Source organism: Caballeronia sp. S22, assembly GCF_964261745.1.
Taxonomy (GTDB): Bacteria; Pseudomonadota; Gammaproteobacteria; order Burkholderiales; family Burkholderiaceae; genus Caballeronia; species Caballeronia jiangsuensis.
Genome location: NZ_OZ180036.1, coordinates 911,699 through 933,319 on the forward strand (window position 1 = coordinate 911,699; position 21,621 = coordinate 933,319).

The 21,621-nt window shown below is 63.7% G+C and carries 24 protein-coding genes; 11 read left to right on the forward strand and 13 right to left on the reverse strand.

Annotated elements, in window-relative coordinates:
- Positions 1-8: 8 nt before the first annotated feature.
- The 3 genes from ACEN42_RS19490 to ACEN42_RS19500 all read left to right on the forward strand — a co-directional run bounded on the left by ACEN42_RS19490 (position 9) and on the right by ACEN42_RS19500 (position 1,425).
- Entirely contained in the window at positions 9-299 is a 291-nt protein-coding gene (locus ACEN42_RS19490; protein WP_371881143.1) for a hypothetical protein, read from the forward strand.
- 295 nt (positions 300-594) lie between these two features.
- On the forward strand, positions 595-900 hold the full coding sequence (locus ACEN42_RS19495; RefSeq protein WP_035507493.1) for a hypothetical protein: 306 nt from the start codon (positions 595-597) through the stop codon (positions 898-900).
- 192 nt (positions 901-1,092) lie between these two features.
- Positions 1,093-1,425, forward strand: a complete 333-nt coding sequence (locus ACEN42_RS19500) for a beta-xylosidase (RefSeq protein WP_371881144.1) — start codon at positions 1,093-1,095, stop codon at positions 1,423-1,425.
- A 16-nt stretch (positions 1,426-1,441) separates the two neighbouring features.
- Here ACEN42_RS19500 and ACEN42_RS19505 read toward each other — a convergent pair whose 3' ends face one another.
- A complete protein-coding gene (locus ACEN42_RS19505) occupies positions 1,442-2,299 on the reverse strand; it encodes a formate/nitrite transporter family protein (RefSeq protein ID WP_371881145.1) in 858 nt (285 codons plus the stop codon).
- Positions 2,300-2,382: 83 nt separating this feature from the next.
- Positions 2,383-3,450, reverse strand: coding sequence for a HoxN/HupN/NixA family nickel/cobalt transporter (locus ACEN42_RS19510; RefSeq protein WP_371882257.1), 1,068 nt, complete (start codon positions 3,448-3,450; stop codon positions 2,383-2,385).
- Between the two features lie 165 nt (positions 3,451-3,615).
- On the opposite strand from ACEN42_RS19510, the gene ACEN42_RS19515 reads away from it, so the two are divergent.
- From ACEN42_RS19515 to ACEN42_RS19535, 5 genes are all read left to right on the forward strand, one after another.
- Entirely contained in the window at positions 3,616-4,623 is a 1,008-nt protein-coding gene (locus ACEN42_RS19515) for a fatty acid desaturase (RefSeq protein ID WP_371881146.1), read from the forward strand.
- Between the two features lie 47 nt (positions 4,624-4,670).
- On the forward strand, positions 4,671-5,483 hold the full coding sequence (locus tag ACEN42_RS19520; protein WP_371881147.1) for a phosphate/phosphite/phosphonate ABC transporter substrate-binding protein: 813 nt from the start codon (positions 4,671-4,673) through the stop codon (positions 5,481-5,483).
- A 121-nt stretch (positions 5,484-5,604) separates the two neighbouring features.
- On the forward strand, positions 5,605-6,600 hold the full coding sequence (locus ACEN42_RS19525) for an LLM class flavin-dependent oxidoreductase (RefSeq protein WP_371881148.1): 996 nt from the start codon (positions 5,605-5,607) through the stop codon (positions 6,598-6,600).
- Positions 6,601-6,841: 241 nt separating this feature from the next.
- Positions 6,842-7,087: a hypothetical protein gene (locus ACEN42_RS19530; protein ID WP_008353523.1), complete on the forward strand. Its 246-nt coding sequence runs from the start codon at positions 6,842-6,844 to the stop codon at positions 7,085-7,087.
- A gap of 365 nt (positions 7,088-7,452) precedes the next feature.
- Positions 7,453-7,782, forward strand: coding sequence for an H-NS family nucleoid-associated regulatory protein (locus ACEN42_RS19535; protein WP_035507515.1), 330 nt, complete (start codon positions 7,453-7,455; stop codon positions 7,780-7,782).
- Between the two features lie 78 nt (positions 7,783-7,860).
- Here the strand turns inward: ACEN42_RS19535 and ACEN42_RS19540 are convergent, their stop codons facing one another.
- Positions 7,861-8,052, reverse strand: coding sequence for a hypothetical protein (locus ACEN42_RS19540; RefSeq protein ID WP_371881149.1), 192 nt, complete (start codon positions 8,050-8,052; stop codon positions 7,861-7,863).
- Positions 8,053-8,291: 239 nt separating this feature from the next.
- On the opposite strand from ACEN42_RS19540, the gene ACEN42_RS19545 reads away from it, so the two are divergent.
- A complete protein-coding gene (locus ACEN42_RS19545) occupies positions 8,292-8,696 on the forward strand; it encodes a helix-turn-helix domain-containing protein (protein ID WP_222946566.1) in 405 nt (134 codons plus the stop codon).
- A gap of 52 nt (positions 8,697-8,748) precedes the next feature.
- Positions 8,749-9,354, forward strand: a complete 606-nt coding sequence (locus ACEN42_RS19550) for a copper-binding protein (protein ID WP_238216823.1) — start codon at positions 8,749-8,751, stop codon at positions 9,352-9,354.
- Positions 9,355-10,061: 707 nt separating this feature from the next.
- Here the strand turns inward: ACEN42_RS19550 and rhaS are convergent.
- From rhaS to rhaM, 6 genes are all read right to left on the reverse strand, one after another.
- Positions 10,062-11,075, reverse strand: coding sequence for a rhamnose ABC transporter substrate-binding protein (rhaS, locus tag ACEN42_RS19555; RefSeq protein WP_250484554.1), 1,014 nt, complete (start codon positions 11,073-11,075; stop codon positions 10,062-10,064).
- A 75-nt stretch (positions 11,076-11,150) separates the two neighbouring features.
- On the reverse strand, positions 11,151-12,155 hold the full coding sequence (locus ACEN42_RS19560; RefSeq protein ID WP_371881150.1) for an ABC transporter permease: 1,005 nt from the start codon (positions 12,153-12,155) through the stop codon (positions 11,151-11,153).
- Positions 12,148-13,188 (reverse strand): ABC transporter permease, encoded by a 1,041-nt coding sequence (locus ACEN42_RS19565; protein ID WP_371882258.1) that lies wholly within the window; start codon positions 13,186-13,188, stop codon positions 12,148-12,150. The genes ACEN42_RS19560 and ACEN42_RS19565 overlap by 8 nt, the downstream gene beginning before the upstream one ends.
- A complete protein-coding gene (locus ACEN42_RS19570; protein ID WP_371882259.1) occupies positions 13,188-14,696 on the reverse strand; it encodes a sugar ABC transporter ATP-binding protein in 1,509 nt (502 codons plus the stop codon). Before ACEN42_RS19570 ends, ACEN42_RS19565 begins: the two co-directional genes overlap by 1 nt.
- Positions 14,697-14,713: 17 nt before the next feature.
- Positions 14,714-15,598 carry an amidohydrolase gene (locus ACEN42_RS19575; RefSeq protein ID WP_371881151.1) on the reverse strand — a complete coding sequence of 295 codons (885 nt, stop codon included), beginning with the start codon at positions 15,596-15,598 and terminating at the stop codon, positions 14,714-14,716.
- Between the two features lie 31 nt (positions 15,599-15,629).
- A complete protein-coding gene (gene rhaM / locus ACEN42_RS19580; RefSeq protein ID WP_371881152.1) occupies positions 15,630-15,944 on the reverse strand; it encodes an L-rhamnose mutarotase in 315 nt (104 codons plus the stop codon).
- A gap of 162 nt (positions 15,945-16,106) precedes the next feature.
- Between rhaM and ACEN42_RS19585 the strand changes: the two genes are divergently transcribed.
- Entirely contained in the window at positions 16,107-17,063 is a 957-nt protein-coding gene (locus ACEN42_RS19585; RefSeq protein WP_222946567.1) for a LysR family transcriptional regulator, read from the forward strand.
- Here the strand turns inward: ACEN42_RS19585 and ACEN42_RS19590 are convergent.
- The 4 genes from ACEN42_RS19590 to ACEN42_RS19605 are packed head-to-tail and all read right to left on the reverse strand — an operon-like array spanning position 17,057 to position 21,167.
- The gene (locus ACEN42_RS19590; RefSeq protein WP_250484550.1) at positions 17,057-17,839 is read right to left on the reverse strand and encodes an SDR family NAD(P)-dependent oxidoreductase; all 783 of its coding nucleotides are present in this window, start codon (positions 17,837-17,839) and stop codon (positions 17,057-17,059) included. The genes ACEN42_RS19585 and ACEN42_RS19590 overlap by 7 nt on opposite strands.
- A gap of 12 nt (positions 17,840-17,851) precedes the next feature.
- Positions 17,852-19,030: an L-rhamnonate dehydratase gene (gene rhmD / locus ACEN42_RS19595; protein ID WP_371881153.1), complete on the reverse strand. Its 1,179-nt coding sequence runs from the start codon at positions 19,028-19,030 to the stop codon at positions 17,852-17,854.
- A gap of 30 nt (positions 19,031-19,060) precedes the next feature.
- On the reverse strand, positions 19,061-20,383 hold the full coding sequence (locus ACEN42_RS19600; RefSeq protein WP_250484549.1) for an MFS transporter: 1,323 nt from the start codon (positions 20,381-20,383) through the stop codon (positions 19,061-19,063).
- A gap of 22 nt (positions 20,384-20,405) precedes the next feature.
- Positions 20,406-21,167 (reverse strand): SDR family NAD(P)-dependent oxidoreductase, encoded by a 762-nt coding sequence (locus ACEN42_RS19605; protein WP_238216810.1) that lies wholly within the window; start codon positions 21,165-21,167, stop codon positions 20,406-20,408.
- Positions 21,168-21,621 lie beyond the last annotated feature (454 nt).

Sequence of the window (21,621 nt, forward strand, 5' to 3'; positions counted from 1 at the left end):
GGCACATCATGCGCTCGACCAAAGCCATCAGCGCCGTCGAACGGCTCAAGACGCGCAGCGGCAACGCGAGCTACGCGGCCATCTCGATGCCGGGCGGCCTCTTCTATCTCGTCGAGCGCTCGGCCGAAGGTTCGAAAAAACTCTCCGATCCGATGCCGATGGACGAGTTCGTCGCGTTCGTCAACGCGCGCGAACCCGGCAAGCCACGCAGGGTGAGCAAGCTCGATCTCGCGATGGAAGAACAGATCGGCCGCAGCGGCAAGCGCACGACGAAAGCGCCCGCCGAGAGCGGCGAATAGGCGCATCTTCCCGCCGTCGCGATCGATCCGCGCCGCCCTGGCGCGGCGCAACATCGAAATCCCCACATCCCCATCACATGAATGTGCGATGACAGACGGAGCCAGCAGGCTCGCGTTGCGTACATTTTTGTTAACGATCGAACCCGCTGAGACGGGCAACGATCGGTCTACCGAAGAAAAGAGCAAGGGCCACCCGCAACGCTACAAAAAAATGCGCGGGTGAACGGGGTGCCTCAACGGCGCGCGTGTCCGATGTCGGGACCACGCGTCGTATGGCCGAGAGGAAGACCAAAAAATGAAGAAGAAGAATGAGACCAAGGGCAGCCTTTTGCCCTCGGCGATGGCTGACGTCGAGCTTCAACACATCGAGCGCGCACTCGCGCAACTTCGCACGATGCACAAACAATCATCCGGCACGCTCAACGTCGAGTACTGGCGCGAGCGTCTCACCGCCGTGCTGAAGGGCTATGCGCTCGTGCCCGCGCAGAAGCAGCGTATCGAGGCGCTGCGCATTGCGCTCGATACGGTCGACAGCGGCCCGCGCGACGGCTCCGGCAGCCGCAGGAAGTCGACCAACAGGCTTTGGGCGAAAGCGGCCTGACAACCGCTTTCGCCGCTCGCGCCGCGGCGCGAATCCTTCGTTCGCGCCCGCGTCTCGTGACGAGCCGGGCGCGTAACGGCTTTGCGAATTCCCGACTTTTCACGGCACGCGTGCATCGCGGACGCGTCCCGCCGGTACGCCGGGCACCGTTCATGCTCGAAAGAAAGACCTTCGATCATGCCGGGAGCTGCCATGTCCATTCATCGTCACGAACGCGCGCGCGGCGCACGCCGGCCCTGGCCGATGCTCGCGAACGCGATCCTCGCCAGCTTCATCGCGACGTTCAGCACGTACGGCGTCGCGCAGATCACGAACGGCGGCAGCGCCGGCAGCCAGGACAACCGGCAGTCCGATTCGACATCGAGCGCGGCTCCGTCGGGCACCGCGATGCATGAATCGCAGAAGCCGCAGTCGAAGGATGCCGCGAAGGGCCGCTCCGCGACCGCGGGCAAGGATCACAAGACCGAAGGCAGCGGCGGCTTCGACAACGGCCTGTACGGTACGGGCGCGGGCAACAACAAGTAAGAGAGCGCGCCCGCGTTCAGTCGTCGCGCTTGTGCGGCACGCCCATGATTTCCGGCGCGATCGCCGCATGATTGACGATCGCGACGAGCGACACGCCGCCGATCACGTTGCCGATGAACGTCGGCACGAGGAACACGAGGAAGTAGTCCGGGACGCTGGCCGCGCCGATCATCACCGCGTAGGCCGCTTCGACCGATCCCGCGATCACGTGCGTGAGCTTGCTCACCGCGACGGTGTACGTCACGAGCAGGACGGTCAGGAGACGCTCCGAGCGCGCGCTCGGCAGGAGCCACACCATCAGCGCGATGAGCCAGCCGGAGAACACGCCGCGCACGACGGTCACGCCGAACTCGGCGGACAGCGGCGTCATCGCGACCTTGGCGAGCGCCTCGCTCACTTCCGGCGAAAATACGCCGCGAATCTGCAGGATGGCCGCGAAGATCGTCGTGCCGACGAGGTTGAAGAAAAGCACGATCGCCCAGAGACGCAGCGCCTTGAACAGGGTCACGAGATCGCGTCGCGTGAGCACGGGCAGCACTGCGGTAAGCGTGCTCACCGTGAAGAGCTGCTGACGTCCGAGAATGACGAAGACGAAGCCGATCGTATAGCCGAAGCTCGATACGAGGCCGCTCCATCCCGTCTCCGGCAGCGCGCTTTCGAGAATCGACTGGACGAGAAACGAGAAACCCATCGAAAGGCCGGCGGCGAGCGCCGACCACATCAGCGCGGCGAAGGTGCGCTCCATCGCGACTTCGCCTTCTTCGCGCACGATCTCATGAATGACGAGCGGATGCGGTGCGGAGTGTTCGGCGGCCTGTTCCTGCTCGGCGCTATCGAGGTGCGGCGAGTCGGCCCCGGCTTGCGGCTCGTTCATGATCGTTCTCCCTGAACGCCGCTCGATACGGAAGGTGGATGAGCGGCTGGCGCATCCACGAAGCAGGAAGAATGCCCATCGACCTAACGGGCGATGGTGCCGTCGATGGCGTCATAGCCGCGCCACTTGTAAATGAGCGCGGAAACGAGCCAGCACGCGGCGAAAATTGCGACGATGCCATAGCCGAGCATCCCGAAGTGCTCGGCGAGCGTCGCACTCGCATCCCACAGTCCGCCCTTCAGTTGCAGCCGGTCCGCGATCAGACCCAGCGCCTCGATGCCGCCGACTAGCACCGCGATCAGCACCGACACCAACGTGACCGTGAGGTTGTAGTAGAGCTTGCGGATCGGCTTCATGAACGCCCAGCCATAGGCGCCCGTCATGAGCAGACTGTCCGCGGTATCGATGAGCGACATGCCGGCCGTGAAGAGCACCGGGAACACGAGAATCGACCAGACCGGCATGCCGCGTGCGGCTTCGGCGGCCGCGATGCCCATCAGGCCGATTTCGGTGGCCGTGTCGAAGCCGAGCCCGAACAGGAAGCCGAGCGGATACATGTGCCAGCTTTTGCCGATCAGCCTGAAGAGCGGCCGCGCGATGCGCGCGAGCGGCCCGCCGCCGACCGCGAGCATGTCGATGTCTTCGTCGCGGCAGGATTCGCCGCGCCGCACGCGCCTGAACGCGCGCCACACGCCGCGCAGCACGAAGAGGTTCATCGCCGCGATCGCGAACAGGAACAGCGACGACACCGACGTGCCAATGATCCCGCCGATCTCGCGAAACTCGGCGAATCGGCCCTGCACGGCCATCGCGGTCGCGGCGATCAACGCGGTGGCCGCGACGACGATCGTCGAGTGTCCGAGCGAAAAGAAGAAGCCGGCAAAGAGCGGCCGCTTGCCTTCCTGCATCAGCTTGCGCGTGACGTTGTCGATGGCGGCGATATGGTCGGCATCGACCGCGTGGCGCAGCCCGAGCGAATACGCGAGTAGCGACGTGCCGAGCAGAAGCGGATAGTGGCGGAACGCGACCAGCGCCCAGAGCCACGCGAGCACATTGAACGCGATCAGGCCGGCGACGAGACGCGCGGATTTGCGCGGGAGTTTCCGAGGCGCCGGAGTGGACGCGGAAGCGGGCTCGAACGGTTCGGTCATATGCGCGCGCATGCGGTATCGAAGGAATAAAGCATACCGTGAGCGAATGCATGGCCAAAAATCGAATGCTTATTGCGCCGATCGCGAAATCCTTAGCCGGATTCCTTCGTTGGGACGAACAGGATGCGCCGCTAGCATGGCACTTCGCCTTTATCGATGTCCGCCATGCCCCGCTATCTCGACGACGCCCAACGCCAGGAACTCCAGCGCCAACGCGAAACCTTGCACTGGCGCAGCGAATGGCCGACATGGGCGGTGATCGTCGCGATCTACGGCGGCTGGTTCGGCGTCGCGCTCAACGCCCGCACGATCGGCGTCGTGCCATCCGTCGCGCTGCTCGCGGTGCTGTCGTGCTGGTACATGTCGCTGCAGCACGAGCTGATGCACGGGCATCCGACGCGCTGGCCGCTCGTCAACATGCTCTTCGGCATCGCTCCGCTCGCGGTGTGGTTTCCCTACGAGGTCTATCGGGAGTCGCATCTGCGTCATCACGACGACGCGCATCTGACCGAACCGGGCCGCGATCCCGAAAGCTATTACGTGACGCCGGAACAGTGGGCGAGCGCGGGCCCCGTGCTGCGCGCCGCGCTCGCCGCGCGCAATACCTTCGCGGGCCGCATGCTCGTCGGGCCGTGGTTCTCGATCGCGGCATCGTGGCGCGAGGCGGTGCAGGCCGTCGTCGAGCGGCGCTGGCGCATCGTCGCGAGCTGGGCGGCGCATCTCGCATCGCTCGTGCTGCTCGCGAGCTGGCTCGAAACGCGATGCGGCATTCCGTGGCGCGCGTTCGTGTTCGGCGTCGGTTATGCGTCGCTCGCGCTCGCTTCAGTGCGCTCGTTTCAGGAGCATCGCGCGGCGGAGGAAGAAAGCGAACGTACGGTCGTCAACGAAGCCGCGTGGCCGTGGCGTCTGCTCTTTCTCAACAACAACTATCACGCCGTGCATCACGATCTGCCCGGCGTGCCGTGGTTCGCGCTCGGCCGGATCTATTCGCGCCGCCGCGACGCGTATCGCGCGAGCAACGGCGGTTTCGTCGTGCGCGGATACGGTGAATGGGCGATTTGCCATGCGCTCGCGCAGGCGGCGGAACCGGTGCATCCGTTCGCCGCTGCGGAATCGCCGGCCGGCCGACGCCAGGACGCGCGCAGCGCCGATACAGCCAGCCTCGCGAGCTGACGCGCGGCGCTGTACGATCCGTCATCGACATTCGATCTCCGCTCGCGATGCAATGGCTCGCCGCTCTGCCGATGTACAACGTCACGCCCGCGCTCGCCGCGGACTGGCGCGCGCTGCTCGCCCACGTTCGTGACCCTCTCGCGGACTGGCTGAGCGCACACGGCGATACGCTCGATATCGTCGATCCCGGTCCGGATCTCACTGCCTTCTGGCTGCGCGACGATGTGCTGCTCTCGCAGACCTGCGGCTATCCGCTCGTGCATGCGCTCGCGAATCGCGTGCGGCTCGTCGGCGCGCCCGACTTCGACGTCCCCGGCTGCGAAAACGGCTCGTATCGCAGCGTGATCGTCGCGGGCGGGCATGTCGCGGCGCAATCGATTGAAGGCTGCCGCGGCCTGCGCGCCGCCTATAACGACGACGATTCCAACAGCGGCATGAACCTCTTCCGGCACGCCGTCGCCCCGTTCGCGCACGACGGACGCTTCTTCGCCTCCGTGACGAAAACCGGCGCGCATCTGGCCTCGCTGCGTACGCTCGTCGAGCAGCGCGCGGATGTCGCCGCGATCGACTGCGTGACGTTCGCGTTCGCGCAGTCGCATCTGCCGGAACTGACGGCCGGCATGCGCGTGCTCGGCATGACGGGCAGTGCGGGCGCGCTGCCGTTCATCTCGTCGATGCGCGTGCCGCCTGACTCCATCGACACAATTTTTCAAGCACTCGCCGATGCGCTCGATCGCGATCCCGCGCTCGCCAGCCGCTTGCGGCTCAAAGGCATCGTACGGCGCAGCGAAGCGGACTACACGCCGATTCTCGACTACGAACGCGATGCCATCGCGCGCGGCTATCCGCGCCTCGCCTGAGCGAAACGCGCCCGCCCGATCCGGCAGGTTTTCCGGAGTTTCGGCACAATCGGTTTTTTAGTGCGTGATCTGCGGCGCGGTGTGGATACATCGCGATCCGCCACGCTTTCGGAAAGCCGCAATGATCCCCTTCTCGCTACTCGACCTTTCTCCGGTTCCGCTCGGCTCGACACCGGCCGATGCCTTCGCCCATTCCCTCGATCTCGCCCGCCACGCCGAGCGCCTGGGTTATCTGCGCTACTGGCTCGCCGAGCATCACAACATGACGGGGATCGCCAGCGCGGCGACCGCTGTCGTGATCGGCCATATCGCGGCGGGCACCAAGACGATCCGCGTCGGTTCGGGCGGCATCATGCTGCCGAATCATGCGCCGCTCGTGATCGCGGAGCAGTTCGGCACGCTCGCGTCGCTGTTTCCGGGGCGCATCGACCTCGGGCTCGGACGCGCGCCGGGCACGGACCAGACCACTGCGCGAGCGCTGCGCCGCGATATGCACGGCAGCGCGGAATCGTTCCCTGACGACGTCGTCGAATTGCAACGCTATTTCGCCGATCCGGTCGAAGGCCAGCGCGTGCGCGCGGTGCCCGGCGCCGGACTGCATGTGCCGATCTGGCTGCTCGGCTCGTCCCTCTTCTCGGCGCAACTGGCGGCCGCGCTGGGGCTGCCGTTCGCCTTCGCATCGCATTTCGCGCCGGACTACCTGCTGACCGCGCTCGAGGTCTATCGCAAGCAATTCCGCCCGTCCGCGACGCTGCAAAAGCCTTACGCGATGGTCGGCGTCAACGTCTTCGCCGCCGATACCGCCGACGAAGCACGCTTTCACTTCACGTCGCTTCAACAGCAGTTCATCAATCTGCGTCGCGGCACGCCGGGCCAGTTGCCGCCGCCCGTCGAATCGGTGGCGTGCAGCGACGCCGAGCGCGCGGGCGTCGAGCAGGCGCTCGCGTGCTCGGTCGTCGGCGCTCCGGCCGATGTCGAAGCCGGCCTGCGCTCGGTGATCGACCAGACGCAGGCGGACGAACTGATCATCACCGCGCAGATTTTCGATCATCAGGCGCGGCTGCGTTCGTTCGAGCTCGCGAGCCAGGCGCGCGACGCGATCGGCAAAAGCGCGTGAACGGACGCGCCGCCGGCATAAAATAAAGGGACACAATATTCCCATGCGCCTCCCGCTGGACGCGCGCACTTTTGACAGGCAATAATGAGATACCGGAGGGTAGCGCTGGCCGCGCCGCCTTTCGCGTCCGCCTCGTTCGTCAATCTGAATCCCAATGTAGCGCGCCCGAATTTCGTGCACGCCGGTCGATGGCGCGGTGAAACAACAACAACGACGTCGCAAGACGGGAGGAAGAATGTCGATGCCGAGAAGCGCCGCAACGGGCGCCATGACGCTGCTGACGGAATACGACGATGCCAGCGGACAGGAAGTGCGTTCGCTGCGCCTCGAACCCGCGGCGGACGGCAAAGCCGTACTGCTGATTGAAATCGACGAACGCAAACCCGGCATTCACCGCGAAGTGCGTTATGAAATAACGCCCGCGGAACTGATTGCCGCCATTCGCGCGCATGGTGCGGAATTACCGGGGGAACAACACAGTCGTTAAAACGTTTTAATACTTGCCGCAAGCAGCATACAATAGGGTTAAGCGTGGTATCGCGCGCGTGTTGCATGGCGGCGCGGGCTTCGCCATCGGTTCGTGGCTCCCCGACGTGACTTTCCGCGCGCATTCGTTTCGCGCGTCCGTCACGGCGATGCGCGGGGCGGGCGAACGTTCGCATTCGGGGCAATGCCCGCATTAAAGGCAAAGCCACCGGCGAATTAATAGGCGTGCGGTAAATACACTAATTGACGCGGAGCAAGCACTGCGTCACGCTTCATAAAACACTTATATTCGAGTCTTCGAACCGCCCCGGTCCGCGCGGGGTTTCGGTTCGTCTTCTGAAAATCAAAAGCTGAATCAGGAAAGCCGTGGACGAAAGAAAGCGAGACAGCATCATTGCGTATTTGCGCAGCCGAATGGCTGAGTTCGGCATAACGGAAAGAGCGTTGGCTGAAGCATTGGCCGAAGCGCCGGTGGTTACTCCACCGCCCTCCTTCACCAAGACCAACGGGGCTCATGGCGCGCCCAAGGCAAGACGGCCGATGCCGCAATTGCCTTTATTCCCGCACTCCGGGGATGGCGCCGCACCGATATTCCGAAACGCGAATGGCGATACGTGGGACGGCCTCGGCGATATGCCCGAGTGGCTCAAGCGCGCGGTTCACGCCGGTCAGGACATCGAGTTCTATCGCGTTTGAGAAGTCGTCGGTCATTCATCGGGACAGAAGCGGTTGACGCACGCGCGCGCCCTCCGTCCCGCTGGCGAGGCCTGCACGTCACAGTGAACACGCGTTGAAACGCACGCGCGCGGCATTGCACGCCGCGCCGCGCGTCTTGCGTCGTCGATCGCGCATTCGCTGCTCATCGGCAGCTTTCATAGGCAATTCGCCGACATTAATCAAGTCCAAAAAATTTTCGCCGATGGTTGCCCGTCGGGCCTGAAAACGTTTATTGGTACTTCTCTGCAAGTCGGCTCAGAAAGACGAGTCGCGCATCGGCCGACGTCAAGCACGCCCAAATCAAGTCCCGCCGTCTCCATTCGACAAGGGGGCAAACATGAACGCATACGGACGCCGCAGCGATGCACCTGGTGCTCGCGCGCATCGACGGACACAGGGACGGGCATCAGAGCCGATTGCGCTGCGCACGGTCGTGCCCGATGTCGCGGGCAATCGCACGTAATCCGAACGATCGAGCGGCGCGCGCCATGCTCTCTCGCCCCGACACACTGCCGAGCGTCGTGCGACGCATGACGGCCGGGCGTTTGTTGCTCGATGGCGCGTCGGTCGAGGCGGTGGCCGAGGAGTTGCATCTTTCCGTGCAGACGGTGCGCCGCTACAAGGCCATCGTCACGGAAGGCGGTCTCGACGCGCTCGCGAAGATGGGTGTCGGCGGGCGCGCGTCGGTGCTCGATCGCGAGGCGCTCGACTGGATCGCCGCGGCGCTGCAGGGACCGGCACGCGAACATGGTTTCGCGAGCGATACCTGGACCAATTCGCGTCTGCGCGAGTTGATCGAACGGCGTTACGGCGTGCGTTACTCGCGCGTCTATATCTGGCAGATTGCAACCAATCTTGGGCTGGGACATTTGTTGTCGAAGTCGCGCCGCTGAGGCGCTGCTTGCGACAATCAACGAAGTGCTAACTGAACACAGGAGAGAACTCATGATTCGTTCGTCAAGCCAATGGCCGCGCCGCTCCGTCACGCGGCTGGCGACTTGCGCCGCCCTCGCCTTCGCGGCGATCGGCAACTCATCGGCTCAGGATGCGGCGTCGGCTTCGACGGCACGCGGCGCGGCAGCGGTCGCGCACGTGCAGGCACGCGTGGTCGGCATCGATCCCGTGACCAACAGCGTGTCGCTGCAAGGCCCGGCTGGCCGCGTCGTGGACGTGTCGGTCAATCCCGAAATCGGCGATGTCAAGAAGCTGCAGTTGGGCGATATCGTGAACATCGAATATCGCAGCGCGCTGCTCGTTCGCGCGGCGAAGGTGAAATCCGACGGGATCCGTCAGCGCATCGATAGCGAAGCGGCGATTCCGGCATCGGGCGGCGTGATGGCGCAGGCGCGCGTCGTCGAGGTGATCGGGACGATCGAGCGCGTCGATACGAAGAACCGACGCGTGACCTTGCGCGGGCCGAGCCATACGGTGACGCTTGAAGTCGCGCCGGATGTGTCGCTTGCGGACTTGAAGAAGGGCGATACGGTGCACGCGCAGTTCGAATCGGCGATGGCGGTGCAGGTTTTGAGGGGTGGGCAGGGGATTAAGTGAAGGCCATTGGTGCGGGGGTGGCTCACGCCGAATCCGTCGACTGACAAGTCATGGGGCGTAGCGCTCGGCGCCACCTCGCGCGCGCTCGTTCGCGAAGCCGGGAGGACGGCCCCGGCCACGCCTGGCGGACTCGTGTGTGAATGTGGAGATGCACCACCCCACGTCCAGTTCGGATCCTCTCGCAAAGCCGGATAAACCATCTTGTCTGGATGCCTTAGAAAATAAGTTCAACAAGATTAAAGGCGAGAGACTGCAAACCTTGGACTTATATGTCCGGCGGTCAGAACATTCGAGGACATTTAGGAATTCTCGGCTCCATCCGCGAACAACCTCCTTGCTAGTCTACGCGTCGACGTTCGTAATTCAGCGAATCGTCGGTCAAGGAGAAACACATGCAAAAAATCAAGAAACCGATTCGTGCCGTCGTAATGGCAGCGCTGGTCATTGCTCCGTTCGCTGTGTCATCGGAAACGTTCGCTTCGTCGCTTCTAGGCTTTTGGTACAGGTAAGGCACCGGCCGCGGCATATGTCGATCAGCGCGTCGTCATCGCAAGCCGACTCGGTTCTGATTCGGCCCTTGCAGCATCGCCTCAACTCGCTGATCACAAAGGCTTTTCCGCCACCCATCGACAACGCGGCAGCCGCTGAAAAAAGAAACGCCCCGAAGGGCGTTTCATCACACTCTCAACCTCTCGAAACCCACATCCTCAAAAATTAAAGTTATCGATATTCGCCGCATCGAACGTGGTCGGCGGCCCGAGGATCACTTCCCCGCTCTTGCCCACCGTCCGCTTACCCAACTTGCCCGCTTCGAACGAATCGCCTTCCTTCCCGGTAATCGTCCCCGATGCGAGATTGGCCGCCGCGAACGCCGCGAGATAACCCAATTGACCCGGGTCCCACAACTGGAACGCCTTCACCGTGCCGTTCTTCACGAACGCGCGCATCTGATTGGGCGTGCCCAGGCCCGTCACGACAACCTTGCCCTTCGCCGGCGAACTCGATATATAACGCGCCGCCGCCGCGATCCCCACCGATGTCGGCGCGACGATGCCCTTCAGGTTCGGATACGCCTGCAACAAGCCCTGCGTCTCGACGAACGACTTCTGATCGTCGTCGTTACCGTAGGCGATCTTCACGAGCTTCATCTTCGAATACTCGGGCTTCTTGAGCTCCTCCTGCATCCATTTGATCCAGGTGTTCTGATTCGTCGCATTGGGCGTCGCCGATAGAATCGCGAACTCGCCCTCGCCGCCGATCAGCTTCGACAGCAACTGAATCTGCCCGCGCCCGATCGCTTCCGAATCCGCCTGATTCACGAAGATCTGCCGGCCATCCGGCGCCGTGTCGGAATCGAAGGTCACGACCTTGATGCCCTGCGACATCGCTTTCTTCAGATACGGCACGACCGCGTTCGCATCGTTCGCCGCAATCACGATCGCGTTTTGCCGCTGCGTAATGAGCGTGTTGATATAGCTCACCTGCGACGACGCGCCCGCATCCGACGGCCCCACCACCTTGCCGTCGCCCTTCATCTCCTTGATCGCCGCCATGCCGCCGTCATCGGCGATCACCTCGTACGGATTGTTGATCTGCTTGGGCAGGAAAGCGATCTTCAAACCGCTCTTGATATCGGCGGCGCTCGCCGTCAGCGCGACGCTCGCGGCCAGCAACGCCGCCGCGAGCGCCGGGCCGCGCGGGAATCGAATGAGCTTTTTCATGTCGTAAAGTCTCCTGTCATTGCGCATGACTGCGCTGGTTTGCAACGGATACCCGCAACGGACAACATCACCGAATCAAAGCGTCTGCGCCATGAGACGCTTTTCGCGCGCCGCCCGCCAGCGCGCGACGAGATTCGGTATCAACACCGACGAGAGCAACAGCGCGCCCGTCACGATCGTGAGCGTTTCGCTCGATACATCCGCGAGCGTCAGCGCATTGCGCAACACGCCGATGATCACGAGCGAGAGCAGCACGCCGATCATCGAGCCGCGTCCGCCGAAGATGCTCACGCCACCGAACAGCACCGCCGCGATCACGGAAAGCTCGAAGCCCTCGCCGTTGTCGCCGCGCGCGCTCGTGAAGCGCAACGTATAGACGATGCCCGCGAGCGCCGCGATCGCGCCCGACATCATGAAGAGTTTCAGCTTCGTCTTCGCGACGTCGATGCCCGAGAACTGCGCGGCCGTCGGGTTCGCGCCGATCGCAAAGAGGCTGCGGCCAAAGGGCGTCGCCTGCAGCATGACCGTGAAGACGATCGCGCCTGCAATCACCAGAATGAACGGCATCGGCAGGAAGGTGTCGCCGACCGTATCGATGCCAAACGCCGTGTACGACGCGGGAAAATCCGCGATCGCCTGATCGCCGAGCAGCACGTAGGCGAGACCGCGAAACAATGCGAGCGTGCCGATCGTCACGGCGAGCGATGGCAGACCGAAGCGCACGATCACGAGGCCATTGAGCAGACCCGCGAGCGTGCCGAACAGAAGCACGAGGACGATCACGAGCGGCATCGGCAAGCCCATGTGCCACAGCACGCCCATCAGCGCGCTGGATGCGCCGAGCACGGACGCCACCGACAGATCGATCTCCGCCGCAACGATGATGAGCGTCATCGGCAGCGCGATCAGCGCGATCTCGGTGAAGTCGGCGAGCATGTTCGAGACATTCGCCGCCGACAAGAAGAGCGGCGACAGCACGCGCCCCCCGACCAGCGACACGACCAGCACGATCGCGAGCATCGCTTCCCATTGCAGATGGCGGCGCCTGGTCGTGGAGAGAGCGGAATCGGGTTTAGCCATGATCGCGTTTCCTCATCATGCGGCGCGCGACCGAGCGCGCGAGCAACGTATCGAGCGCGATCGCCGCAACGATCAGCGCGCCTTGAATCGCCTGCTGCCAAAACGGCGACACGCGCAACACCACCAGCGCGATATTGATGACGCCGAGCACGAGCGCGCCGAGCGTCGCGCCCGCGATCGTCCCGACACCGCCCGTGATCGCGACGCTGCCCACCACGGCCGCCGCGACCACCTGCAGTTCGATGCCCTTCGCCGTGCTGGCATCGACGGTGCCGAAGCGCGCGAGCCACAGGACGCCCGCAAGCCCCGCGATCGCGCCCGACAGCAGGAAACCGATCATCACGCGCCGGTCCACGCGTATGCCCGCAAGCCGCGCGGCCTCGGGATTCGAGCCGATCGCATAGTGCTCGCGTCCGCCGCGATACTGCTTCAGATACACCGACAACACGATCAGCATGGCCAGCGCGATCAGCACCAGATTCGGCACGCCGAGAAGTGCGCCTGTCGCGATGGTCGCGAACGCATCGGGCAGGCTCGTCGCGTTGATCTGACCGCCGTGGACCCATGCGTAATCCGCGCCGCGCACGATATAGAGCGTGGAAAGTGTCGCGACGAGCGAAGGCACGCGTCCGAACGTGACGAGCGCGCCGTTGACCGCGCCGATCGCAAGCCCGATACCGATGCCCGCGAACATCGCGACGATCACCGGCATGTGCGGGAACATCACGAAGAGACTGCCCACCGCATATGCCGATACGCCGACCACCGACGCCACCGACAGATCGATATGCCGCATCAGCATCACGATCGTCATGCCTGCCGTCAGCAGGCCGATGATCGACACGTTGAGCAGCACGTCGCGCAGATTCTGCAGATTGAGAAAGTCGGGCTTGACCGCGGCCGTCGCGCCGATCAACACGAGCAGCACGATGAACAGCGTCAATTCACGGCTCTTCGCGATCGAGACCGCGAGGCTCGTGCGTTTGGTTTCGGATGGCGGCATCGCGGGTAGCGTGGGAGAGTGTCGTGTCATCATGCTGCGCGTCCCAGTGAGTTCGGCGTTGCGCCCAAAGCCGCGCTCATCACGCGTTCTTCGTTCGCATCGGCGCGAGCGATATCCGCGCTGATGCGGCCTTCGTGCATCACGAGCACGCGATCGGCCATGCCGAGCACTTCGGGCAGCTCGCTCGATATCATCAGCACGGCCATGCCCTCCTTCACGAGTTCCGCAAGCGTGCGATACACCTCCGCCTTTGCGCCCACGTCGATGCCGCGCGTCGGCTCGTCGATGATGAGCACCTTCGGATTGGTCGCGAGCCATTTGCCGAGCACGACCTTCTGCTGATTGCCGCCCGATAGCGTGCCGACCGGCGCTTCGAGATCGCTCGCCTTGAGGCGAAGCCGCTTGCCCCAGTCCGACGCGAGCATCGATTCGCTTTTCGCGGTGATGAGTCCGTGGCGCACAAGGCGCCCGAGCACGGTCAACGACGCGTTGCGCGCGATGCTCAGTTCCAGCGCGAGCCCTTGCGCGCGACGATCCTCCGGCACGAGCGCGAGTCCCGCGCGCACGGCCGCCGCCGGATGTCCCAGCGCGAGCTTTTTGCCCGCGATCTTCACTTCGCCGCCATCGACCGGATCGATGCCGAAGATCGCGCGCGCGACTTCGCTGCGTCCCGCGCCGACGAGCCCCGCCAGCGCGACGATCTCGCCCGCGCGCACATCGAAGGACACGTTCTTGAACACGCCTTCGCGCGTGAGATTGCGCACCGAAAGACGCACGTCGCCGGGCGCGACATCGGCTTTCGGATAGAACGTGTCGAGATCGCGGCCGACCATTCTGCTGACGATCGCATCGATGTTCATGTCCTGCGTGAGCGCGTCGTAGACCTTCATGCCGTCGCGCATGATCGTCATGCGTTGCGTCAGCGCGAAGACTTCATCGAGACGATGCGTGATGAAGAGAATCGCCACGTCGCGCTCGCGCAATGCACGCACGATCGCGAAGAGCCGCTCCACTTCGGGCAGCGAGAGCGCGGCGGTCGGCTCGTCCATGATGAGCACGTTCGCATCGAGCGACAAAGCCTTCGCGATCTCGACGACCTGCTGATCCGCGATCGACAGCCCGCGCACGAGCCGCTGCGCCCGCAGATTCACGCCGAGCGACGACAGCAACGTATCGACTTCGCGATGCATCTCGTCGTAGCGAATGCGGCCGAAACGGTCACGCGGCTGCCGGCCCATGTAAATGTTCTCGGCGATCGACAGGTCCGCGAAAAGCGTCGGCTCCTGATAGATCACGGCGATGCCCGCATCGCGCGCTTCGGCGGGATTGGCGAAGCGGCGCGCGATGCCTTCGACGAGCAGTTCGCCCGCATCGGGCTGATAGACGCCCGCGAGCAGTTTCACCAGCGTCGATTTGCCCGCGCCGTTTTCGCCGAGGAGCGCGTGCACTTCGCCGGGGAAGAGTTGCAGGCTGCCATCGCCGAGCGCGCGCACGCGGCCGAACGATTTGCTTGCATGTCTCAATTCGAGACGTGGCATCGTCATGTCGTTACCTCTCAGATGCGATAGATGCGTTCTGCGTTGCGCACGAAAAGCGCTTGTTTCTCGCTCTCGCTCGCATCGCCGACAATGTGCGCATACGCGTTCCACAACGCCGTGTACGTGCCGAACAGCCGATCCACCGGAAAGTTCGATGCGAACATCGCGCGGTCGATGCCGAACGTGTCGATGGTTTCGTGCACGTAAGGACGCAGGCTCTCGATGGTCCAGTCATGATCGAACATCGCGAAGCCGCTCACCTTCACCGCGACGTTCGGGCACGCAGCCAGCATGCGCATGCCTTCGCGCCACGCGCGATAGCCGTGCGTCGAATTGCGGTCCACGAACATGCCCGCGTGATTGACGATGAATTGCGTGTCCGCATGCTCGCGAGCGAGTTGCGCGGCCTCTTCCATCTGCGATGGATAAAGCTGCAGATCGAACGACATGTCGAAGCGCTTGAGCAACGCGAAATGCTTGCGCCATTGCGGCTCGCGCATGTAATGACGCCCGACATAGTCGTACAGCTTGTTGTCATGCACGTTGAGAATCTGGCGGATGCCGCGCGTATTGGCGAACGCCGCATGTGCTTCGAGCACTTGCTCAGCGTCATCCGCCGACAAGTCCGCGCCCGCGACGATGCCGTCCGGCATGCCGTCTTTATCCGCTATCGATTGCAGCCAGCGCGTTTCCTCGACGGGATCGGCGGGATCGTGATTCGCATCGACGTGCACGAGCTTCAGCACGTCGATGTCTTCAGCATCGCGCAGCAGATCCGCGAGCAGATAGTCATGCTTCAAGTCGCGCGCATCGCCGACGAACGATGTCTGCGGATTCGCGAGCCAGGGGTAATGATGCGTCTTGAGGTCCCACAAATGAATGTGCGGATCGACGACCTGCATGATGGCGTTCCTCGCGAAAGAGGCGAACGTTTCAGGGAAGATGAAAGACCGGCACGAGCGGCGTCACGACAGGCGAGTTATCCGCGTGTGTTTCCATCAACTCGGCCATGAAGTCCCACCACTTGCGCATGATGGGGAGCGCCGGCAACGCGTTCGTCGTGTGCGTATCCGTGCGCTGATGGATGGCGAAGAGATGTCCGGTCGATTCGTCAAGAAAGATCCGGTATTCGCGGATGCCCGCGTCGCGCAACGCATCGGCCAGTTCCGGCCAGATCTCGCGATGGCGCTTCTCGTATTCCTCGCGCATGCCCGGCTTCAGGGTCATGCGAAATGCCACTGTCTCCATGGCGGCCCACCTTCTTTTGATTGGTGAATCCCTGTGTTCGGGACTCGTTGTGCTGCGACTATAATTCGCCGACCGATAACACGACAATCCGATTGCAGGATTGGCCGATCGCAAAAACGTATCGCTGCGCGTATCATCGCGCGGTTCAAAGCGGACTGTCGAATGATTCAGAACGTGTCCCAAACTGTGTCGCCGAATGCGCTGGTCAATCGGCTGAAATTCAAGCACCTCGCGCTTCTGGTCGCGCTCGACGACGCGCGCAACCTGCATCAGGCCGCCGAGGCCATCAACGTCGCGCAGCCGAGCGCGAGCCGCATGCTCGCGGATATCGAGGAAGCATTTGGATTTCTGCTCTTCGAGCGTAATGCGCGCGGCATGCAGCCGACGTCGCTCGGCACCGCCGCGCTCGCGTACGCACGCCGCTCGCTCGCGGACCTGACGCGCTTCGCCGACGATCTCGACGCCAAACGCCGCGGCGGCCACGGTCAACTCACGGTCGGCGCGATCATGGGCGCCGCGCCCGACGTGCTCGCGATGGCCGTCACCGAACTGAAATCCGAGCGGCCGCTTTTGAACGTGCGCATCCTCGGCGAGACGAGCGATCAGGTCGTGCAATTGCTGCATCGCCGCGAAGTGGATCTCGCGCTCGGCCGCTTGACGACGCCCCTGCAGCACAACGATTTCGACTTCGAGCCGCTCGCACGCGAGGCGATGCGGCTCGTCGTGCGCGCGGGGCATCCGCTGGCCGGAAAGACCGAACTCACGCTCGCCACGCTCGTCGGCTGGCCGTGGATTTTGCAGCCGATCACGAGTCCCGCACGCGGCCTCTTCGAGGACGAACTCGCCCGCGCCGGGCTGACGACGCCCGCCGATATCGTCGAATGCGCGTCGATCTTCGCGACGCTGCAGTTGCTGCAGAACAGCGAAGCGGTCGCGATGCTGCCGGAGTCCGTCGTGCGCGATTATCTGCGGGCGCAATTGCTGATCGAGTTGCCGATCGAGATCGGCAAGAGCCTGTCGGGTTTCGGGCTGCTGCGCCGCAAGTTCGAGACGCTGAGCGAGCCCGCCGAATACTTCATCGCGTTGTTGCGCAAGTACTCGGCGGGTTCGTCTCACTGAAGATTGACGAAGAGGCCGCCATCGACGAGCAGAGATGCGCCCGTCACATAGCGCGCGCGGTCCGACGCGAGAAAGACGACGCACTGCGCGACATCATCGGGTTCGCCCAGTCGCCCTAGCGGAATGCGCTTTTCCATATACGCGCGCTTGTCCTTGTCCGAGAGATCGTCGGCGTTCAGGTCCGTCGCGATGGTGCCCGGCATCACCGAGTTGCAGCGGATGCCATACGGTCCCAGCGCGATCGCGCAGGATTGCATCAGCGAGTGGACGCCCGCTTTCGTCGGCGTGTAGTGCGTTTGCATGCCGCCGCCGACGAGCGCGCTGATCGAACTCGTCGCAACGATCGCGCCGCCCGTGCCCTGCGTCTTCATCTGGTTCGCGGCGGCCTGGGTCACGTAGAACGCGCCGTTCAGGTTCACCGCGACGGTCGTCTCGTAGACGGATGCAGGCATGTCGAGAAACGCGTGAAACGGGCAGATGCCCGCGTTGCTCGACAGCACATCGACGTGGCCGAACGCATCGACCGTGCGCCGGATCAGTTCGATGCCCGTGTCGCGCTCGGCCACATTGCCTTCGACGGCGATCGCGCGCCGTCCGAGCGCCTCGATCTCGCCGACGATAGATTCCACCGCCGATGCCTTGCCATAGGACCTGTCGTTGTCGCCCCAGTAGTTGATCGCGACATCGGCGCCTTCGCGCGCGCTCGCGAGCGCGATCGCACGGCCGATGCCGCGCGAACCGCCCGTCACCACGACGACCTTGTTTTCCAGCAGCATGAGATGCCTCGTTCAGTGTGTATAGGGTCTTTCGAGCTTGCATTCAGGATTCAGTCGCACGCCGAAGCCCGGCGTCTCCGGCACCTTCATGCGGCCATTCACCGGCACGGGCTCGTCGAGCAGCAAGGGCGTGAACATCGGCACGACCTGATCGGCTTTGGGGGCCATCATCAGGAACTCGGCGAAGGGCGAGTTGTGGCGCGTCACGACGAAGTGATAGCTGTACACCGACGAACCGTGCGGCACGACGAGCACGTTGTGCGCATCCGCGAGCGCCGAAATCTTGATGAGTTCGGTGATGCCGCCGCACCAGCCGACATCCGGCTGCACGAGATCCGCACAGCCCATTTCGAACAGCATGCGAAAGCCCCAGCGCGTCGCTTCGTGCTCGCCGGTCGTGACCATCATGCCGGCCGGCACCGAACGGCGCAGTTCGGCATAGCCCCAGTAGTCGTCGGGCGGCAGCGCTTCCTCGATCCATTTCAGGCCATGCTCGCGCGCCGCGTTCGCGAGGCGCTTCGCGTAGTTGAGGTCGAGGCTCATCCAGCAATCGAACATCAGCCAGAAATCGTCGCCGACTTTCGCGCGCATGTCCGCGAGCTTCGCGATGTTCTTGTGCAGTCCTTCCTCGCCTTCGGCCGGACCGTGCTGCAAGGGCATCTTGCCGCCGATGAAGCCCATCTCCTTCGCGAGATCGGGGCGCGCGCCCGTCGCGTAGAACTGCAGTTCGTCGCGCACCGGGCCGCCCAGCAGATGGAACACCGGCTCCTTGCGCACCTTCGCGAGCAGATCCCACAGCGCGAGATCGACGCCCGAAATCGCGTTGAGCACGATGCCCTTGCGCCCGTAGTAGAGCGTCGCGTTGTACATCTGATCCCACATCTTTTCGATGTCGGTCACGCGCTGCCCTTCGAGAAAGCGCGCCAGATGTTTCTCGACGATAAACGCGCCGATTTCGCCGCCTGTCGTCACCGCGAAGCCGACGGTGCCGTCGCTCGCCTCGATCTCGACGACGAGCGAGCCGAGCACGTTCAGCCCGAACGACTGGCGGCTCTTGCGGTACTCGGGATAGCGGGCCATCGGCGTGGCGATGTGATCGTCGATCCAGTGATCGGCGCCCTGGTCGTGATAATCGGCGCCGCCGCCGCGAACGGTGAAGGCGCGCACCTGGGCGATCGTGGGCATGGACATGATGTGGCTCCGTACGTGTGGTTTCGTTGTTCAGGACGCGTTCGCGGCGTCGGGTATGGGTGCGTGTTCGCTGCGTCCGGGCACGCGCACCAGCGCGACGATGACGAGCGCCGCGAGCACGCTCGCGCCCGCCAGCACCATGAGTCCGGCGCTCGTCGAATGGAACGCGGCTTCGGCGGCGGTGCGGGCCATCGGTGCGAAGAAGCCGCCGAGTCCGCCGAGCGAATTGATGAGCGCGATGCCGGCTGCGGCGCCCGCGCCTGTCAGATAGCGCGTCGGAAAGGTCCAGAAGAGCGGCTGTGCAGCGATGAAGCCGCTCGCCGCGCAGCACAGCGCGATGATCGACACGACGGGCGACGCCGCCACACCCGACACGGCGATCGCGATGCCCGACATCGCGAGCAGCGCCACCGCGCACGGCCGATGCCTTCCGGTGCGATCGGCGTAACGCGGCACGATCCACGTGACGATCACCGCGGCGATCCACGGAAGCGCCGTCACGAGCCCGACGCGAAAGCCCACTTTGGTGCCGAGCAGCGCCGACACCTGTTGCGGCAGATAAAAGACGACGCCATAGACCGCGGCCTGAATCAGGAAATAGACGCAACACAGCACGAGCACGCGCGGATCGACGAGCGACGCGAGCACGCTTCGCGGACCGTGCGATGACGCGGCGCGCGCATCTTCGTCCAGGCGGCCGACGAGCAGCGCGCGTTGATCCGGCGTGAGCCATCGGGCTTTCGCGGGATCGTCGTCGAGATACCAGAACGCCCATACGCCGACAATCGACGCAAGCAGCCCTTCGACCAGAAAGAGCCATTGCCAGCCCTTGAAACCGAACGCGCCGTGCAGATCGAGCAGCAAGCCGGAAAGCGGCGCGCCGAAGATGAACGCGAGCGGCGCGCCGAAGTAGAACACGCCGAGCGCACGCGCCCGCGACGATTGCGGAAACCAGCGCGTCAGGTAATAGACGATGCCCGGAAAGAAGCCCGCCTCCGCCACGCCGAGCAGAAAGCGCAAGGTATAGAACGCGGTGGCGCTATGCGCGAAGGCCATCGCCGCCGAGACGAGACCCCACGTCACCATGATGCGGCACATCCACAGCTTCGCGCCGACGCGATGCAGGAGCAGATTGCTCGGCACCTCGAAGATCGCATAGCCGATGAAGAACACGCCCGCGCCGAACGCGAACGCGGCATTCGTCAAGCCGGTGTCCTGCTGCAGCGCCTTTTGCGCGAAGCCGATATTCGCGCGATCCAGAAACGCGAGCACGTACATGAGCAGCAGAAACGGCAGCAGCCTCTTCATCACGCGGGACGTGACGGCGCCTTCCGCTATGGCGGAGTGATTCATCGCGATTCTCCCGAAGACGCAATCAGTACGTCGCGCGTCCGCCGGACAGATCGAACACCGCGCCGGTGCTGAACGCGCAGTCCTCGGACGAGAGCCACAGAATCAGCGACGCGGCTTCCTCCGGCATCAGGAAGCGGTTCATCGGGATTTTGGAGAGCATGTAGTCGATGTGCTGCTGCGACATCGAATCGAAGATTTCGGTTTTGGCGGCGGCGGGCGTCACGGCGTTCACGAGGATGTTCTTGCCCGCGAGTTCCTTGCCGAGCGATTTCGTGAGACCGATCAACCCGGCCTTCGACGCGCTGTAGTGCGAGGCGTTCGGGTTGCCTTCCTTGCCCGCGATCGACGCGATATTGACGATGCGTCCGTAGCCCGCCTTCAGCATGTAAGGCACGACGGCGCGGCACGTCAGATATGGGCCGATCAGATTGACGTCGATCACGCGACGCCACACGTCGGGCGCGAGTTCCCAGGTCGTGCCGTTGCCACCGGTGATGCCCGCGTTGTTCACGAGCACGTCGATCCTGCCGTGGGCGGCGAAGGTCTTTTTCGCGGCGGCATCGACGGACGATTCGTCGGTCAGTTCGACGACCGCGTCGCTGACCTTGCGCTCCTTGTACTTCGCCGAGAGTTCCGCGCTCGTGCGCGCGAGGCGCTCGCCGTCGACATCCCAGAGCGACACATCGGCGCCCGATTCCAGCGCGCGTTCCGCCACCGCGAGGCCGATGCCTCGCGCCCCGCCGGTGATGATCACGACGCGGCTGGCCAGGTCGATACGGTTCATGGGTTTTGTCTCCTTTCGTTGTTGGTCGCTTTGGGTTGTCATGCCGTGAGAGGCACTATAGTCCCGCGCCAATAGCGCAACAATTCGAAAGGGCGATCGTTCGATAGCAAAAGCGGATCGCGCTGCTTGCCTAGCGCGGCGGCTCGTCCGATGCCTGTTCTCGATCTGTTCCGTCCGACTCGACCGGAAAAAGTTGATCACGTTGAGCGGCGCGCGAGGCCTCGGCACGCTTTTTCGCGATCAGAGCCAGTACAAAAAGCGCCGCGACGCCTATTGGAAAGATCAAGAGAGCAGCAACGAACACAACAACCTCCGATTTAAAGAGGCGTCGAGTTTATCGTCGGTAATGACATCAATTGTCGCCAAAATCTGAAATATTCCATTCAACATTCGTGAACTTGCTTGCTGGATCCCGGCGATCGACAATGCCGGACGCACTCCGGGAACGCACGTT